Below are 15,936 nucleotides of genomic sequence, written 5' to 3'. Positions count from 1 at the left end.
ACCAGTTCAGATACGTTCAATAACGGCGAGCGCCGCCTCCGACGGCTTGACGCCAAGTCCCGGGCCGGATGGCAGGTGATATCTCCCCTCTCGGCAATCCATGTCGCCGGCGAGCAGGCGGCGGTTGGGCTCGAAAATCGAGTGCTGGAACTCGTGACCCTTCAGGGTCGGCAATGTCGACGACGCCTGCAGGCTCGCAGCGAGGAAGATGCCCGCACCGACGGTTGCGTGCGGGATCACGTCAATGCCGTGCTCGGCGGCAAGAGCGCCGATGCGGATGAAATTGGTAATGCCCTTGTGGCCCATTTCCGGCTGCACGATCGCGATGCGGCAGCGTTCGATGCGGGCGCGCATGTCCCAATGGGTGCGCCATTCCTCACCAACAGCGATCGGGACGTCTGTTCCCTTCGAAACCTTTTCCAGCCCTGCGATATCCTCCGTCCAGACCGGCGCTTCGGCAAACCACGGGTCGGAGGGTTTCATTTCGGCAATGAGTTCCAGCGCCCGCTCCGGCGTCTGGTTCCAGTGCATGTCGGCGGCAATCTTCGCCTGAGGCCCAAGCACCTGCCGCAGATTGGCGATTTCCGCCGCCGGGCCATCGTCAGCCACCGGCGTTGCGAATTTGAAAGCATCAAAACCGCGATCCTGCCAATATTTCGCCAATTCCCCGCGCGCTTTCAGTGTCTTTTCGGGCAGGCCTGAAACATAGGCCGAGAAGCTGTCGACCCCGCCGCCGAGAAGGTCGCGGATGGATTTTCCGGCTTCCTGCCCGGCAATGTCCCATAGCGCGATATCAAGCGCGGCAAGCGCATCGACATAAAAGCCGCCGGTATAACCACGTACCCGCATCATGTCGTAAAGGTCGTCATAAACAGCCGAAGGATCGGACGCATCGCGGCCGATCACGAAACCGGCGAGAAGATCATTAATGAGGGCGGCGACCGCGCCGGGGGCGACGATGCCATAGGTCTCGCCCCAGCCGACAGTGCCGGCCCCGGTGGTCATGCGCACCAGCACGCTGCGGTCGAAAGTGGGATAGACCGTGCGATTGCCCTTGCGCACGATGTAGCCGTTGGGATTGACCACCTCGCCTTCCCTGAGCGCGCCGAGATAGGGAACCTTGCGCGGCTGGGTCAGTGTGAAGACTTCGACTGTTGCGATGGGGCTGTTCATGCGGCCTCCGCGGCAACAAGGCCAAGCTCGACCAGATTGGCGTCAATATCGGCAAGGGCCGCCGCATCAAGCTCGGGTGTCGGGGCACGCACACCGACGCCTTCGATCACGCCGCGACGGGCGAGCACATATTTGGTCAACCGCATGCGATAGACTGCCTGCAACACCAGAAGCGGCAGGGTGCGGACATAAATCCGGCGAGCCTCTTCCCGCCGCCCGGCAACAAGCGCCCGGTCGATGGCCACATGTTCCTCGGCGATCTCCAGCGCCGGCATCGCTGCCGTAGCACCTCGGGCATATTCGTCGAGAATATAACGCGCACCGCCGCCACCGATGACGCCCTTCAGGGTCGAAGGTGCATGGGCGATGATGTGGCTGATGGCCGGGCCGGCCGGAAGGGTCTCTTCCTTGACATAAGCCACCTGCGGCAAGGCGCGCACGATTTCCACAATCGCCTGGGGCGAGAGGTCGGAGCCGCGCGGCGCAGGCGCGTTCTGCAGGATGATTTCGACTTCGGGCAGCGCCTCGACGATCCTGCCGAGGAATTCGATCAGCGCCGGCGCATCCGTGCCGACCGATTTGGGCGGCTGCACCATCAGATGGCGAATGCCAAGCGCCGATGCCGCCCGCCCATGCTCGACAACCTCACGCCAGTCGGCAGCACTGGCGCCGGCCACGACCGGCACACGACCGGCTACCGCATCCACGACGATCTTCAGCAGCGTTGCACGCTCGGCGGCATTCAAAGCCTCCACCTCGCTGGCGAAACCGGGAAACACGACACCATCCACGCCCTTGTCGAGCGCAAAGACCACCAGCCGCTTCATGCCCGCTTCGTCAATGCCACCATCAGCCAGAAACGGCGTGGGCAGAACAGGCAAAATCCCCTTGAGGCCAGCCACCATCTTTTTCCTCCCAATTGAGTATCATATTTTGATACCTTGAATTCACTAATTGACACTACATAGACTCGCACCCTATGACAAGCCCCAAGATGAAATGAACGAGGAGGTTCAAGACATGGCTGCAACAGCGACATCGATCATCGTTGATTGGGGAACAACATCACTGAGGGCGGCGCTTGTCGGTGAAGGCGGCGAAGAATTCGATCATCTGGAAACCGCCGACGGTATTTCGAGCCTTGGCAAGGGTGAGCATGAGGCGGCCCTGATGGCGGCACTCACCCCGTGGTTCTCGCACCACGGTGCCTTGCCCGTCGCGGCCCTCGGCATGATCACCAGCCGCAACGGCTGGGTTGAAGTCGCTTACGTGCCGTGCCCGGCAGGCCCGGCGGAACTTGCCGCCGGCACGGTGCGCAGGTCGCTGCCGAATGGCTCGGATCTCGTCTTCCTGCCGGGTCTCAACGACCCCGCCCGCCAGCCCTTTCCGGATGTGATGCGCGGCGAAGAAACCCAGATCGTCGGCCACGGCCTTGGCGAAAACGCCACCCTCATCATCCCCGGAACCCACAGCAAATGGGCGCGGGTGAAGGCGGGGCGGATTGACGGCTTCCAGACATTCGTGACCGGTGAAATCTTCAACCTGCTCATCAATCATTCCTTCATCGCGCGCGGCTCCACGCAGCCGCCGGTCGACGATCCGGAGGCCTATCGCTGGGGTCTGAAAGAGGCAAAACGATCCGCCGCCATGCTGTCGCTCATGTTTTCGGCGCGAACCGGCGGGCTTGCCGGCCGGCTTTCGCCGGATCAGCTGCGCTCCTATGTTCGGGGACTGGTCATCGGGCAGGAGTTTAGGCAGGCCCGTGAGGCGGGATGGTATGCGGAAGGAGACGAGGCAGCTATCGTCGGCAATGACGGGCTGAACGATCTCTATCTGGTTGCCGCGGATGTATTCGGCCTCAGGACATCGATTGGCGCGGACGACGTCCTGACGAAAGGGGCCCTGACCGTCCTGCACCAAGCGCTTTCGTAACCTCAGCCGACCGCGGGATGCCGAAATGGCGGCATCCGCCTTTCAGTTCACATGTTTTTAGGACCGTCATGTACGACTTCCCGGCCAATATCGGCACCAGCCGTCACGAAAACGATATCATTGCCATTCTGGCCCGCCTTCAGCGCATCGGCCTTCCAGACAATCCGATCGCCTTTTATGGCTCATCCTCGTTTCGAATCTGGAGCTCCGTCACCGAGGATCTCGGCTCGCTGGATATCGTCAATCTGGGATTTGGCGGCGGCACTTACCTCTCCGCCAGCCACTACCTGCACCAGCTCCTGGTTCCCTTAAAGCCAGGCAGAGTGGTGCTTTATTTCGGCGAAAACGATATTGCCAGCGACGGCCTCAAGGCTCAGACGACGTTTCGGCACCTGCAGGATTTGCGCGACAGCATCTCTCGAGCGCTCCCGCAGGCGGACGTGTTTATTCTGGCGATCAAGCACAGTCCGGCGCGCTGGATTTACCGCCATGAATTCGATCTTTTCAACCAGACGGCGCGCGACTGGTGCAACGGTCGCGAACGCACGACATGGCTTGATCCGAACGCCGGCCTCATCGGTGAAAATGGTCTGCCGATGTTCCGTTATTATTTGCCAGATCTGGTTCATCTGAATGCAGCAGGCTATGCAGTCTGGTCGGAAGCGCTCAGAAAAACGTCGGTCTGCTGAACAGAGCTGGCTCGGGAAATTTGAACGGAGGAAGAAGTGGAATTTCTGCCTGACTTCGGCTTAGATGCCGGGAACAGGAGATACGAAATTCAAATCACCTCCAAAATACGCTTTAAGATGCTGACGCTGGTACATACACAAATCGCGGGTGGATTCTTTTCAGTAGCCACGGCCAGAACATGAGTCGCATCAAGTTGACGCCATCGTCCATATAAACGTTCAATCGGAAGTGCCGCGATAAAGGTCTCGGAATCTTCTGTGTCGATCACAACCTCCGAGAGCGGAATCACGAGACCTGCCCCATTGGCTTTGACAGCGGCCTCCTTCGCGGTCCACATCTTCAAAAATCCGACGTTTTTCGCATCCATTGGCGCGTGGAAAGCTGAGGTAATTTCCTTCCAGAAATCTTCCTCCCTCTCGGATTCGACATCAACACCAATACGACCCGACCGCGAAAACGCTACGACAACCCAGTTGCCGCCATGCGAGAGATTAAAATCCAGAGGGCCGGCGTTTACCAGGAAAGGCTTGCCACCCGCTGCGCGCGAAAAATGAAGGTCTGCGGTTTCCATTCCGACGGCCGCACCGACCAGTAAGCGCTTGAGGAGATGCGCTCCTTGAAAACGGCGACTATCCTCCAACTTATGGAAACGCTGCGCTTGGGCCCACTCGACGTCATTGAGAAGCGCAGCCGCATCGTAAACCGCAAGAATTTCGGAGACAGGGATTGCAACGACAATACCTGCGTCGGCCTCACCCTTATCAAACATTTTCAAAGTCGGTCATACCATCCACTTTTGCGCATCTCTTTTCGGAAGAAGCTCTTTTGCTTCTATCGCAGAATTGACAATCGAGATCATCATCATTCTCCCCTTCCACTAAAACAGTCATCACGGTTTTCGGCAGCGACGATCAACACTAAACGTCAGCGCCCCAACACCGGTGTCCATCAAAATATTTTTCATGACAAAGTCCTAAAGAGCCGATCCTGTTCGTCTAAACTACGAGAGGAAATTCGCATGTTCCGTTTCTCGGTGTCACCATGCATCGGATCGAAGGGTCGCATATGCTTGCCCCGCAAGCGTTTGCGCACTTCATCGGCAAACTGGGCCAGCTTTGGCAAACCGATGCGGTGCAGGCAAGGGCTATTTCAGCGAGAGAGGCATGAGCCTGATTTGAGATGCGAACCTGATGGATGCGGCAGACGATGAGACATCATGAAACTGCCGGCGTCCCCGAAGCCAGCGATATTCTGACGGAAGCGACCGTTCTCCAGCAGACCATGTGGCCCGAAGTGCCGTGCAGCACCGGCGCATTGCTTCACGGCTGGACAACCGCTGCCGAACTGTTTTCCAGCCCTTCGGCATTGCAGGAATTCCTTGATTATGAGGGGTCGTTCGATCCCGGCGTAGATCTCAAAAGCCGCGCCGCATTTCTGATGAGCGACTATTGCTACATCTTCTTCATGGCCACCGTGCCGTTGCTGGTTAGCCGCGGCATCGTGCCTGATATGTCGCCTGATGCCTTTTCGCTGCAGTTCTATACCCATCATGGCGAGCATGACGGGGAGCCGATGACAGTGCGGCGTGCCCGCGTGAGGCTGTTGTCACCGCAGATCTTTGCGGATCGGGATGACGGGCCGCATTCGACGGTCACGGACCACGCAGGCCTGTGCGAGCATTTCAGGATGGGCGTCGAGCAACATTTCCATCCGCTGGTGGAAGCATTGGCAAAAAGAACCGGCTTTTCGAAGAATGCGCAGTGGCGGCTGGTGGGAGACGCCATCGCCGGCAGATTTCTCGACGTTGGAAGACGGTTCGGCTGTCTCGCCGATGCAATTGCAACAGCAATGGCGATCGTCAAGGTACAAGGATCGCCGCTGAACAACCGCCAGCTGGGGTATTTTGACCTCACCCTGCACGACAGCGCATTGAAGGAACCATTCACCTACACGTTTCGCGCGCGTGGCGGATGCTGCCGGTACTATACCGTTAAAGGTGCGGAAAAGTGCCCGACCTGCGTATTGAAGTCGAGCGATGAACGGGACGCCTGTCTGCTACAGGAAATGCGTGCCCATTTCTGCCTGAAGTAAAATTATTATTTTTCATAAATTTATTTCGACTTGAGAGTCCCATAGTCCCTTCCCTGTTCGTCTTCAGCATGAGTGGGCGGATATTGCCGCCTTTTGTCTGAAACGCTTATCAAGTGCGCGGGAGCGGGGGCTTCAATGGAATGCAAGGGAATTAACGGCAGAACGGCTCGAACCGGTCTGGCTGGATGGGTGGCGATGCTGCTCGCAACGTCGGTTTCTGCTTTGGCGATGCATGTGCCGGCAGCAGCGCAAGGCACCGGCCAGGCAAGCGCCTCGCCGCGACAGATTTCGATTGCCGCCGGGCCGCTTACCTCCGCGCTCAATCAGCTCGCCACGCAAACCGGCCTGCAGATCATCTTTGACGGTTCGATTGCGAATGGTAAAACGTCTAACGGCGCCAGCGGTAATTTCACACCTTCCCAGGCGCTCAGCGCAGTGCTTGCAGGGACCGGTGTCCAGTCGCGGTTTGCCGGCCAGAACCAGATCGCCCTCAGCCTTGCGGCGGCTCCTGCAGATGCCGCAGCCGTCGGTGCCGACGGCACGACTCAGTTGCAGGCCATAACGATTTACGGTTCACGCAACGCCACGACGCTTGCAAGCGCATCCTCGAGCATCGGCATCGTCAACGCAGAACAGATCGCCGACGGTCAGATCAGAAGTTTCCGCGATAGCTTCCGTCGCATGGCAAACGTCATGGACGGCGACTGGGCCGATGCCGGCTTCATCATTCGTGGTGTCAGCTCGGAAGGTCTTGTGCCCGGTAGTGCGCCTCTTGCGACACTCTACATTGACGGTGTTCAGCAGACGGTGCGAGGGGCACGCCGCGGGGCACGCGGGCTGTTTGACGTCGAGCAGGTCGAAGTCTATCGCGGCCCGCAGTCCACCCTGTCGGGCCGCGCTGCCATGGCCGGCGCCATTTACATAAAGACCAAGGATCCCACCTTCGAAAAAGAGGCGGAGCTGTCGACCACAATCGCCACCGGCAATCTTTACGGCACTGGCTTCATGTTCAATACGCCGCTGGTGGACGATCAGATCGCCATTCGCATGTCTGGTGAGATTCAGCGTAGCAAGAACGATATCAATTACCCGACATTCGAGCGTTATGAGAACTATAACGAGTTCACGCACGACTTTTATTATCAGGTCCGAGGAAAGGTCCTGTTTGAACCGGCGGAGATGCCGGAGACGCGCGCGCTTCTCAGCTATTCGTTTTCACACGACAACCCCGCCGTTCGCGATATTGGCGGCCCCAAAGGCTCCATTCCCTTCAGCTTCGACCAGAAACGCGGCGACTACCTCATTCCGGCCTACATAGAATATCGCCCAACCGATGTGCATAATGTTGGGTTAGAGGTAACACATGATTTTTCAGACGAGTTAAAGCTGACCTCACTTTCCGCCTTCAGCTATTCCGATGCCGATCGTCTTTCAGTCAATTACGGAACTCCGGGCGAGATTGACACCTATCACGGCTACTACAAGGAATGGATCGCCTCCCAGGAAGTGCGCCTCAATTATGAAGGTGACAAATGGGACTGGGTCGGCGGCGTCTATTTTTCCTATGAAGACGAGAAAAATTTCTATGACCGCACCATTCCGCTGACCGCCACTGTCAGGCGTAACCAGGTCCAGCGCAATACGCAGAAATCGTTCAACGCCGCCCTGTTCGGAGAGGCGACCTACGAATTCGTTCCAACATGGAAAATTACCCTCGGCGGCCGGCTGGACTACACGGATCAGGACATAACGCAAAATCTGGTACGCACCCAGCCTCTTGGCGGCAGGACGACCGTGATGACGGACTATGCCGCATCCTTCAGCGAGGTCAATTTCGTACCGAAAATCGGCCTTTCGAAAGAGCTGACTGACACACAGACGGTTGGGGTTACCTATTCCCAGGGCTTCCGGACAGGGGGGGCGAGCTACGATTCGTATCAGCGTACGGCCTATAGCTATAAACCCGAGGAGGCATCGACCTACGAGATTTTCTACAAGGGCTCGTTCATGGATGACCGGCTGACCGTGAATTCAAACGTGTTCCTCACCAAATACTCTAACCAGCAGGTTCTGATGCAGTTCGATCCGACGGATCTGCTGAGCCGGCGCATCATCAACGCCGCGTCGTCGGAAGCATGGGGCTTCGAGTTCGAGCCAGCGTTCAAGGTCACTGACAACCTCGAAACCTTCGCATCGCTCGGCTACGTCCATACCGAATTCAAGAACTTCAACGATTTGAACCTGGGCAATCTGTCCGGCCTGCCGTTCCCGGAAGCGCCGGAGTGGTCGCTGGGTCTCGGCGCTCGCTACACGTTCGATAATGGCGTCTATATCGGCGCGGACGCCAAATATACCTCGAGCTATCTGGCCCGTCTGGGCAGCCTGCCGCACGATTATCTCGACAGCCGTTGGATCGTGAACCTGCAGGCGGGCTACAAGACCGAAAGGTGGGAACTCAACGCCTTTGCGCAGAACCTTCTGGACGAGAAATATTTTGTCTATAACGACAACAATATTGCCGCCACGCTCGGTGAGCGCCGAAACGTCGGCCTGAACCTCAAGGTCAAATTCTGATGCGTTTCCTGCGCGGCTCCCATGCCGCGCAGGCTTCCATTTCTGGAGTAGTGAATGATCCTGCGGTCGTTTCTCATCTTGCTGATGGGACTTTTTGCCTCCGGCGCTTCGGCGCAATGTTCGGGCCGGTCCCTCACAACAGGCGTGTATGGCGCACCGATCTGCGTGCCGGACACGCCCCGCAGGATCGTTGTGCTCGATCCTTTCTATAATCTTGGAATGGCGCTTGAACTCGGCCTGCCTTTGGTCGGCGCACCGCTTATGTCCGTTCAGGACCACGAGCTTAAGGAGAAAGCCGACAAGGCGACGGTCTCCGATATTGGCGAAGCCCGGCAGCCGAGTCTCGAGCGCATCGTGGCCCTGAAGCCGGATCTGATTGTCGGGGACGCCGCCCTGCACGGCCAATCCTACCAGAACTTCGCCAAGATTGCGCCGACCGCGCTTATCGACGCAAAGAACTGGAAAGACCATTTCCGCACATTGGCGCTCCTTTCGGGAAAAAGTGACGAGGCGGCAGGGATGCTGGCCAGCTACGAAAAACGTGTTGCCGCCATCAGAGATAAAACTGCGTCCCATACGGTATCGGTATTGCGGGTGACGCCCAGCGGCTTTCATGTCTATCTTGACGGTCCAGCCGCCTATGCGCCTTATGAGGTTCTCCGTGATGCCGGCGTAAAACGGAGTGCGTACGAAACGACTGAGGACAATACGGTCTTCAAACGGCCCGAATGGGAGGACCTCGCCCTACTGGACGGGGACATCCTGCTTTACGTCGTTGCCGGCAGATATGACACAACCATGGACGATGCGCTTGCCGACCGCACGACCAGCAACCCCTTTTGGCAAATGTTGCCGGCAGTCGCATCCGGAAACGCCCACCGGGTCAGGCGCGAAACATGGATGAGCTTCAACGGCATCGGCTCCGCCAACAAAGTTCTCGATGACATCGAGCAATATCTGCTGGATAAGCCGTGACATCGTTTCGCGGACTATCGAATGCGGAAGGACCGATACATCCTCGCCGCGCGGAATTTTTCTGCGCGGTCCTGCTTCTGCTCGCCATCGCTGGCCTGCTGTTTTCCGCAATGCTGGCAGTAATCGCTGGCCCGACGCCCTTTTCACCGTCGACGGTGCTCTCTGCAATCTTTCGCTTTGACGGCTCGCGTGATCATCTCGTCGTGATGTTGCTGCGCTTGCCACGCGTCGCAGCGGCCATGATCGCCGGAGCGGGCCTGGCCGTCTCAGGCGCAATCATGCAGGCCGTGACGAAAAACCCTCTGGCTTCGCCGGGTCTGCTCGGCATCAATGCCGGCGCCGCTTTCGCAGTCGTGGCCAGCCTGTCGATCATCGGCGTTTCGGGCGACGCGCTGGTCTGGTATGCCTTTGGCGGCGCAGCTTTTGCCGCGTTCTGCGTTTTCGTCATTGGTTCTATCGGGCGTGTGGGCGCGACCCCGCTGATCATGGTGCTGGCTGGAGCGGTGGTCGCGACATTTCTCACCTCGCTTACTACGGCAATTCTGATCTTCGACCAGACGACACTTGATGCGGTGCGTCTGTGGACCGTCGGTTCCTTGAGCGGCCGGACGATGGATCAGGTCATCACCGTCATGCCTTATTCGCTTGCGGGGCTGTTCGGATCACTTGTCCTTGCCCGACATCTGACGACCTTGAGCCTTGGAACCGATGTCGCCACCGCGCTTGGCCAGAACCCGGCCCTCTGGCGCAGCCTGTCGGTCGTCATCGTCATTCTCCTGTCCGGCAGCGCCGTCGCACTTGCCGGACCGGTCGGCTTCGTCGGTCTCGTTGTGCCGCACATCGTCCGCCTAGCCATCAGCATGGATTACCGTTGGGTCATTCCCTTCAGCGCCGTCATCGGTGCGATCATGGTGGTTCTCGCCGATCTCGCCGGACGGATCATCCTCGCCAACCAGAGTTTTCCTGTTGGCGTCACGATGGCGCTGATTGGAGCGCCGTTTTTCCTCTGGCTGGCACGTTATCGCACGGGGGCAGGCAAGCCGTGACACGCGCGATAACTGTTCTGATCACTCTTAACCTGCTGGCCGTGGTTGCTGCAATGATGTGGGGTGACCAATCGATTGCCTGGCGTGACGTTGCCGATGCGGTCATCGGCACGGCGTCACCCGATCTGCAGATGATTGTCATCGAATTCCGGTTATCGAGGGCTATTCTGGCTCTGCTTGCGGGCGCAGGCCTTGCCGTTGCGGGGACGATTTCGCAAACCGTCATGCGCAATCCCCTCGCGGAACCCGGCGTTCTGGGCATCAATGCAGGCGCAGCGCTTTTCGCAAGCGTAGTGATCATCGTTTTTGCCAATGTTTCACCAGCCGTTCTGCCATGGGCTGGCTTTGCGGGGGCCGTCACCATGGCGACGGCGGTCTACGCCCTCTCCTGGAAACGCGGAACCTCCTCTCTGCGGATCATCCTTGTCGGCATCGGCTTAAGCGCGCTCGCTGGCGCGGGAACCAGCTTTCTGACCGCATTCGGCAATGTCGTCGATGTTCAGCGCGCGATGATCTGGCTTTCGGGCAGTGTCTACGGCGCCGACTGGACAAAGGTCCAAAGTCTCCTGATCTGGCTCGCCGCTCCGCTCGCCCTGAGCTGGTTCTCCTGCCGGCAACTGGATCTCATCCGTTTCGGCGACGATGTGGCGACGGGCTTGGGACAGAGGGTCAATCTCATGCGGGCATTCCTGATATTGCTCTGTACATTGATATCGGGAGCGACCGTCGCCATGGTCGGGCTGGTGGGTTTTGTCGGACTGATCGCGCCGCATATTGCAAGGCGGATCGCCGGCCACTCCCATGTTGGCCTCATTCCCGTTGCCGGGCTGACAGGCGGCCTATTACTCTCGATCGCCGATATTGTCGGCCGCACCGTCATCGCGCCGGCGCAGCTGCCGGCCGGTATCGTCACTGCCCTGCTGGGCGCTCCATTTTTTGCCTATCTTCTGAAGGGCCGCAGGCATGTCTGAACACTATCGCCTCGCGACACGGGAGCTTTCCCTCGGATATAACGGCTCCATTATTGTCGATGACCTGAGCCTGAACATTCCATCCGGACGCTTCACCGTTCTCGTCGGCCAAAACGGCTGCGGCAAATCCACGATATTGCGCGCGCTTGCCGGGCTTCTCGCCCCGATGAAAGGAGAGATATTTCTCGACGGCAGGCCGACACGGAAAATGCCATCACGGGAACGGGCAAAACAGATCGGCGTCCTGACGCAAGGGCCTCAGGCCCCTGAAGGATTGACGGTTGCCGAGCTGGTCCGTCAGGGGCGTTATCCGCATCGCAGGCTTTTCGAGCGATGGTCCAGCCGTGATGAGGATGCCTGCGCCCATGCCCTTGATCTCACCAACATGACGGCGCTCTCCGGCCGACAGGTGGAATCCCTGTCAGGCGGCCAGCGACAACGCGCATGGATCGCCATGGCGCTCGCCCAGGAAACGGACATTCTTCTTCTCGATGAACCGACGACGTTCCTCGATCTCGCCCACCAGATCGAGATACTCGATTTGATCCGGCAGCTTGTTCGTGATCGGGGTCGCACCATCGTCGCGGTGCTCCATGATCTCAATCAGGCTGCCCGTTACGCCGATGAGATTGTTCTCATCAGGGATGGCAGGATATTTGACGCCGGAACGCCAGGCGCCGTCATTACCGACAGGAATGTTCTCGATGTCTTCGGCGTCAACGCCGTCATCATGCCGGATCCGCTTTCGGGAACACCGATGTGTGTCCCCGTCCCGTCCCGCGGTTGAGGCGAGCTGCGACGTGTGGCGGCCTCGCAACATTGGTTGGCTTTTTCGTAAATTGCAATCCGGCCTCACTCATCCCCAGGTCTTACTCCGCAGGGCCAAAAGATGTAATGAATCCAGACATAAACATGATAAAAAATATCCTCTTTTATGCAGCGAAGGATTTTTTCTCGGCACAAACCGTAAATCATTGCACTTGCATCGCTTTTTACCCACCAGTAGAAATTCCACTACGGCGATGATGGGTCAAAACTGTGCTGCCGGATGATAACTTGGGTCGGACGAAGGCCTTGGAGAGCTCCGGTTTGCGCTCCTTATTCGCCCCCTTCAGTTGTCGCAGATTGCAGCTTGCGGAGGATCAGGAAAGCGATGCGGACGTCGACGGCCAGCCTCAATGAAAGTGACGGAACCGACCTCTTAAACAGGGCGATCGTCGAGCATTACGGCGACATTATCAAGGCAGTGGGCGGACGCAGCCGGTCAGACGGGGCCGCGCGGGAAATCGTTCACGACCTCTACGTAAAACTCGCATTGCAGCCGGACGCGCTCTCCGGCAAACGATCTATAAAAGCATTTCTGTGCCGCGCCGCATCCAATATGCGGATCGACCGGATCAGACGCGAGCAGTTCGAGTCCCGACTTTTCTCCGGTTCGGATGAAGATGCGAAAGCGGTAGTGGCGACGGACAGCGCTCCCGACCAAGGGATGGACGTCGAAGTGCGGCTGGCGATCCTCAAACAAGCCATTGCCGACCTGCCTGAAAAACGGCGGGCGGCATTCGTGCTGCACAGGCTGCATCATCTCTCACCGGACCAGATCGCTTCGAAGCTGAAAATTTCGCGCAATATGGTTGACCGGCACCTCAGGCGCGCACTCAGCCATTGCCTCGACCGCCTTTTCGAAATGGAGTAAACATCCCAATCCAAGCAGTTCATTCGTCTACACATTGGAGAGCATAATTGGAGCGTTCCGTGAAACGTAGACGTCTGACGCGCGATCAGCGCAAGCGAAACAGAGAGGCAGCCGACTGGGTCTTTCGCAACCGCGACCCCGAACAGCCGGAAACGGAGCGGGCGGAGTTCCGTCGCTGGATGGAGCTGGATCCGGAGAACTGTCAGGCCTACACGGCTGCGAAGCGCATTCTCGGCGAAGCGAGAACTGCGATCCGGTCCGATGCCGGGCTTCGTGATATGCCGGTTGACACCTCACCACGTGGGCGCAACGCGATCATCTCTTCAATCGTGGCAATCATTTCGGCCGGAGCACTCTTCATTGCCCTGGACGGCGCCATGCGTCTGAGTGCCGATATTATGTCCGGCGCCGACGAAATGCCGGAAGTCACGCTGGAAGATGGTTCGCGGGTTCAGTTGAACGCGTCGTCGGCGATCACACTCGATTTCACCAACGGCCGAAGGACGGTTCGGCTCCTGCGCGGTCAGGCATTCTTCCAGGTCGCCCCGGATGAAAGTCGTCCGTTCTCCGTCAGCACAGAGGATACGCTCGTCACAGCTCTTGGCACGGCTTTCGATGTTCGCCAAAGCGCGTCAGACACGCGTGTCGCCGTAACGGAACATTCCGTAAGGGTAGAGTTCAAGACTGAGGGAAGCATCCCGGTGAAACTCAGGGAAGGTGAAGAAATGCTTCACCTGAACGAGACAGGGGAAAGCACGATCCGCAAAACGGATGCCGCTACTGCTCTTGCCTGGCGCCGAGGCCAGCTTACCATCGACAATATGCCGCTTTCCTACGTTATCGAGGAAATACAACGGCACTTTCGTGGGCGCATCGTCATAGGAGATGACGCGACCGCCCATCGGATCGTCAGCGGTACGCTCTTCGTTACCGATACAGAGGGTGCGCTGAATTTTCTGCGGACCGCGCTCAAGGTTCAGATATACAGAATTGGCCCCATCGTCGTCGTAACGTCCTGATACAAAACCAAGCTAAGGCTGTAGCCCTTTATCATGTTGGGGGATGCCTTTGTACCCGGCATCCGGGCCGATCTGGCGGGGCGAAAGGTACCTGTCTTTGATGGCCGGATCACCGGGATCACTCGTCACGGGGACCGCAATGCCGCTATCAAGCTCGATATCGGCCTCGATGTCGCAGTCGACATCCTGTTCGCGCATCCGCGCAATAAGCCGTCCGCAAGCCTTCATGACGCACTGGGCCTTGCCACAGTCAATACGCCGACCGGCATCGCCCTCAAGACCGACGGGCGCCGCGAAACCAGAGACCGTCCTTCCTCGGCTGGTTTTTCCTGCGTGTCGTTTGCTATCGAGAGATGCGCGACGCCACGCCGCGCGATCGCCGTGCGGCAGGCGAGGCTGGCGACATTTTCCATATGCGAGCATCGCTGACAACGGTGTTATAAATGCTAACATCCTCAAAAACGCGGGTCAGGTTGACGTCCTGCTGCGTGAAAGTTTCGATCAGGTCGTGATATTGCATCCCGGTGATTGCGAGGACAGGAACCTGGTCCAGCTTGGCGTCATAAAGACCGGTCAGAAGATTGGTGCCACCGGGACCCGAAGTGGCAAGACAGACGCCGAGCCTGCCGGTCCATTTGCCATAGGCCGTCGCCATGAAGGCAGCGGATTGCTCGTGTCGGGCCTGGACAAACCTTATCGCATCCTGACGTTTGCGAAGCGCCTCCATGACGCCATTGATGCCGTCTCCCGGAAGGCCGAAGATCGTGTCGACCTTCCAGTCGATCAAGGTCTCCACCAGAACGTCTGCTGCGGTCGTCATGATCAGTTCCTCAACTCTCGGCGGTCCTTCCAGACTGGCCATCGAAAGCGGTCATGAAACGTCCTGTCCCGTCAGGGAATAAAACAAGGAAATCCCCACGACGCGCGCGGGGATTTCCAGTCTGTCAGCGTTAGGAGTTTTTGTGGCTCTGTTGACCCGCCTTCACATGTTGCTCATGCGTGCCACCGCGGGTCTTGCCATTGTCGTCATTATTGGAGGCCGATGCCGACTGCGAACGCTTGTCGCTGTTCTTGTGGCTCTGCTGGCCGGCCTTCACGTGCTGTTCGTGCGTACCACCTTGATTTGGCATGATATGTCACTCCTCATATGGTGATTTTTCACTTGCGCACCCTGTGGCGCGCCCTAGACCAACCATGCCGCGCCACGGGAGTTCCGAGATTTAATATTTCGTGAGGAGCTATTGACGGAACGGCCCCGAGCCCGGCTGTCGCGCGCAGGGCCGTCGCAATCGCCGTCTGTACACTTGCGTACGTCTACCTTTGGAGGTTTCCCTGTAGCCGGAATTTTCCTGAACGACAGCAATATCGTTAAGGCAGCGGACAACACTGTTGTGTCCGCGGAACACGACCCTGCTCTACGCCGTGCAGACGTCGCCCGACCCAGCACCTCGCCGTCGGAGCTTGCGGCGTTTCTACATTTCGGTGCATCCCTAAATTACTTGCGCGCAGGATAAAACGTAGCCGGCGGACGGGAACAAACCTCTACAAGCAAGGTTCGGGTCGCTCCACGGAACCTGTACCCGGAGAGGTGTAACATGACCAGGAAAACGCTCTGCATTCCTGAAGAAAACCGCAGCCATCACGATCCCGGCGACAATGGCCGTCAGAGCACAGAAGATTCCTCTTCCGACAACACCCAGACGGGCCGATAGGCAACATCAAAACAGACACGACACATAAAGGCCAGCAGCAGGACAGGTAGGGTCCCC

At 58.3% G+C, this 15,936-nt stretch carries 14 protein-coding genes and 2 pseudogenes; 11 read left to right on the top strand and 5 right to left on the bottom strand.

What is annotated here, in order from left to right:
* Positions 1-6: 6 nt before the first annotated feature.
* Together RAC79_RS16630 and RAC79_RS16625 are read right to left on the bottom strand one after the other, a co-directional pair.
* Complete coding sequence (locus tag RAC79_RS16630) at positions 7-1,173, bottom strand: mandelate racemase/muconate lactonizing enzyme family protein (RefSeq protein ID WP_078052905.1); 1,167 nt, start codon at positions 1,171-1,173, stop codon at positions 7-9.
* Complete coding sequence (locus tag RAC79_RS16625) at positions 1,170-2,078, bottom strand: dihydrodipicolinate synthase family protein (protein WP_142845657.1); 909 nt, start codon at positions 2,076-2,078, stop codon at positions 1,170-1,172. Before RAC79_RS16625 ends, RAC79_RS16630 begins: the two co-directional genes overlap by 4 nt.
* A 115-nt stretch (positions 2,079-2,193) precedes the next feature.
* Between RAC79_RS16625 and RAC79_RS16620 the strand changes: the two genes are divergently transcribed.
* A complete protein-coding gene (locus tag RAC79_RS16620) occupies positions 2,194-3,105 on the top strand; it encodes a 2-dehydro-3-deoxygalactonokinase (RefSeq protein ID WP_142845658.1) in 912 nt (303 codons plus the stop codon).
* Positions 3,106-3,173: 68 nt separating this feature from the next.
* Positions 3,174-3,794: a GDSL-type esterase/lipase family protein gene (locus tag RAC79_RS16615; RefSeq protein ID WP_142845659.1), complete on the top strand. Its 621-nt coding sequence runs from the start codon at positions 3,174-3,176 to the stop codon at positions 3,792-3,794.
* Positions 3,795-3,883: 89 nt separating this feature from the next.
* Here the strand turns inward: RAC79_RS16615 and RAC79_RS16610 are convergent, their stop codons facing one another.
* Complete coding sequence (locus tag RAC79_RS16610) at positions 3,884-4,564, bottom strand: 4'-phosphopantetheinyl transferase superfamily protein (protein ID WP_174040268.1); 681 nt, start codon at positions 4,562-4,564, stop codon at positions 3,884-3,886.
* Between the two features lie 512 nt (positions 4,565-5,076).
* On the opposite strand from RAC79_RS16610, the gene RAC79_RS16605 reads away from it, so the two are divergent.
* From RAC79_RS16605 to RAC79_RS16565, 9 genes and pseudogenes are all read left to right on the top strand, one after another.
* The gene (locus RAC79_RS16605) at positions 5,077-5,886 is read left to right on the top strand and encodes a ferric iron reductase (RefSeq protein ID WP_223215643.1); all 810 of its coding nucleotides are present in this window, start codon (positions 5,077-5,079) and stop codon (positions 5,884-5,886) included.
* Positions 5,887-6,081: 195 nt separating this feature from the next.
* Entirely contained in the window at positions 6,082-8,460 is a 2,379-nt protein-coding gene (locus RAC79_RS16600) for a TonB-dependent receptor (protein ID WP_236775092.1), read from the top strand.
* A 54-nt stretch (positions 8,461-8,514) separates the two neighbouring features.
* A complete protein-coding gene (locus RAC79_RS16595) occupies positions 8,515-9,435 on the top strand; it encodes an iron-siderophore ABC transporter substrate-binding protein (protein ID WP_174040264.1) in 921 nt (306 codons plus the stop codon).
* Positions 9,432-10,481, top strand: a complete 1,050-nt coding sequence (locus RAC79_RS16590) for an iron ABC transporter permease (RefSeq protein ID WP_174040262.1) — start codon at positions 9,432-9,434, stop codon at positions 10,479-10,481. The genes RAC79_RS16595 and RAC79_RS16590 overlap by 4 nt, the downstream gene beginning before the upstream one ends.
* On the top strand, positions 10,478-11,452 hold the full coding sequence (locus tag RAC79_RS16585) for an iron ABC transporter permease (protein WP_142845665.1): 975 nt from the start codon (positions 10,478-10,480) through the stop codon (positions 11,450-11,452). The genes RAC79_RS16590 and RAC79_RS16585 overlap by 4 nt, the downstream gene beginning before the upstream one ends.
* Entirely contained in the window at positions 11,445-12,239 is a 795-nt protein-coding gene (locus RAC79_RS16580; protein ID WP_142845666.1) for an ABC transporter ATP-binding protein, read from the top strand. Before RAC79_RS16585 ends, RAC79_RS16580 begins: the two co-directional genes overlap by 8 nt.
* A gap of 366 nt (positions 12,240-12,605) precedes the next feature.
* The gene (locus tag RAC79_RS16575; RefSeq protein ID WP_174040260.1) at positions 12,606-13,148 is read left to right on the top strand and encodes an RNA polymerase sigma factor; all 543 of its coding nucleotides are present in this window, start codon (positions 12,606-12,608) and stop codon (positions 13,146-13,148) included.
* A gap of 47 nt (positions 13,149-13,195) precedes the next feature.
* Positions 13,196-14,167: a FecR family protein gene (locus RAC79_RS16570; RefSeq protein ID WP_174040258.1), complete on the top strand. Its 972-nt coding sequence runs from the start codon at positions 13,196-13,198 to the stop codon at positions 14,165-14,167.
* A 54-nt stretch (positions 14,168-14,221) separates the two neighbouring features.
* Positions 14,222-14,467, top strand: a pseudogene (locus RAC79_RS16565) (NAD(P)/FAD-dependent oxidoreductase); the annotation flags it as partial.
* On the opposite strand, the pseudogene RAC79_RS16560 reads toward RAC79_RS16565, so the two are convergent.
* Positions 14,458-14,987, bottom strand: a pseudogene (locus RAC79_RS16560) (thiamine pyrophosphate-binding protein); the annotation flags it as partial. The pseudogenes RAC79_RS16565 and RAC79_RS16560 sit on opposite strands and share 10 nt — an antisense overlap.
* A 130-nt stretch (positions 14,988-15,117) precedes the next feature.
* Positions 15,118-15,297, bottom strand: a complete 180-nt coding sequence (locus tag RAC79_RS16555; protein WP_065654894.1) for a hypothetical protein — start codon at positions 15,295-15,297, stop codon at positions 15,118-15,120.
* Positions 15,298-15,936: the final 639 nt, after the last annotated feature.

Origin of the sequence: Agrobacterium sp. LR_9, assembly GCF_041954855.1 — a bacterium.
Classification (GTDB): domain Bacteria; phylum Pseudomonadota; class Alphaproteobacteria; order Rhizobiales; family Rhizobiaceae; genus Agrobacterium; species Agrobacterium leguminum.
This window is presented reverse-complemented; position numbering and strand designations above follow the sequence as displayed.

Bases quoted from the DNA above. Each gene is read 5' to 3' on its own strand.
- RAC79_RS16575 (WP_174040260.1), top strand. From the start codon at position 12,606: ATGCGGACGTCGACGGCCAGCCTCAATGAAAGTGACGGAACCGACCTC.
- RAC79_RS16615 (WP_142845659.1), top strand. From the start codon at position 3,174: ATGTACGACTTCCCGGCCAATATCGGCACCAGCCGTCACGAAAACGAT.
- RAC79_RS16630 (WP_078052905.1), bottom strand. From the start codon at position 1,173: ATGAACAGCCCCATCGCAACAGTCGAAGTCTTCACACTGACCCAGCCG.
- RAC79_RS16625 (WP_142845657.1), bottom strand. From the start codon at position 2,078: ATGGTGGCTGGCCTCAAGGGGATTTTGCCTGTTCTGCCCACGCCGTTT.
- RAC79_RS16595 (WP_174040264.1), top strand. From the start codon at position 8,515: ATGATCCTGCGGTCGTTTCTCATCTTGCTGATGGGACTTTTTGCCTCC.
- RAC79_RS16605 (WP_223215643.1), top strand. From the start codon at position 5,077: ATGTGGCCCGAAGTGCCGTGCAGCACCGGCGCATTGCTTCACGGCTGG.
- RAC79_RS16555 (WP_065654894.1), bottom strand. From the start codon at position 15,297: ATGCCAAATCAAGGTGGTACGCACGAACAGCACGTGAAGGCCGGCCAG.
- RAC79_RS16610 (WP_174040268.1), bottom strand. From the start codon at position 4,564: ATGTTTGATAAGGGTGAGGCCGACGCAGGTATTGTCGTTGCAATCCCT.
- RAC79_RS16580 (WP_142845666.1), top strand. From the start codon at position 11,445: ATGTCTGAACACTATCGCCTCGCGACACGGGAGCTTTCCCTCGGATAT.
- RAC79_RS16600 (WP_236775092.1), top strand. From the start codon at position 6,082: ATGCTGCTCGCAACGTCGGTTTCTGCTTTGGCGATGCATGTGCCGGCA.
- RAC79_RS16620 (WP_142845658.1), top strand. From the start codon at position 2,194: ATGGCTGCAACAGCGACATCGATCATCGTTGATTGGGGAACAACATCA.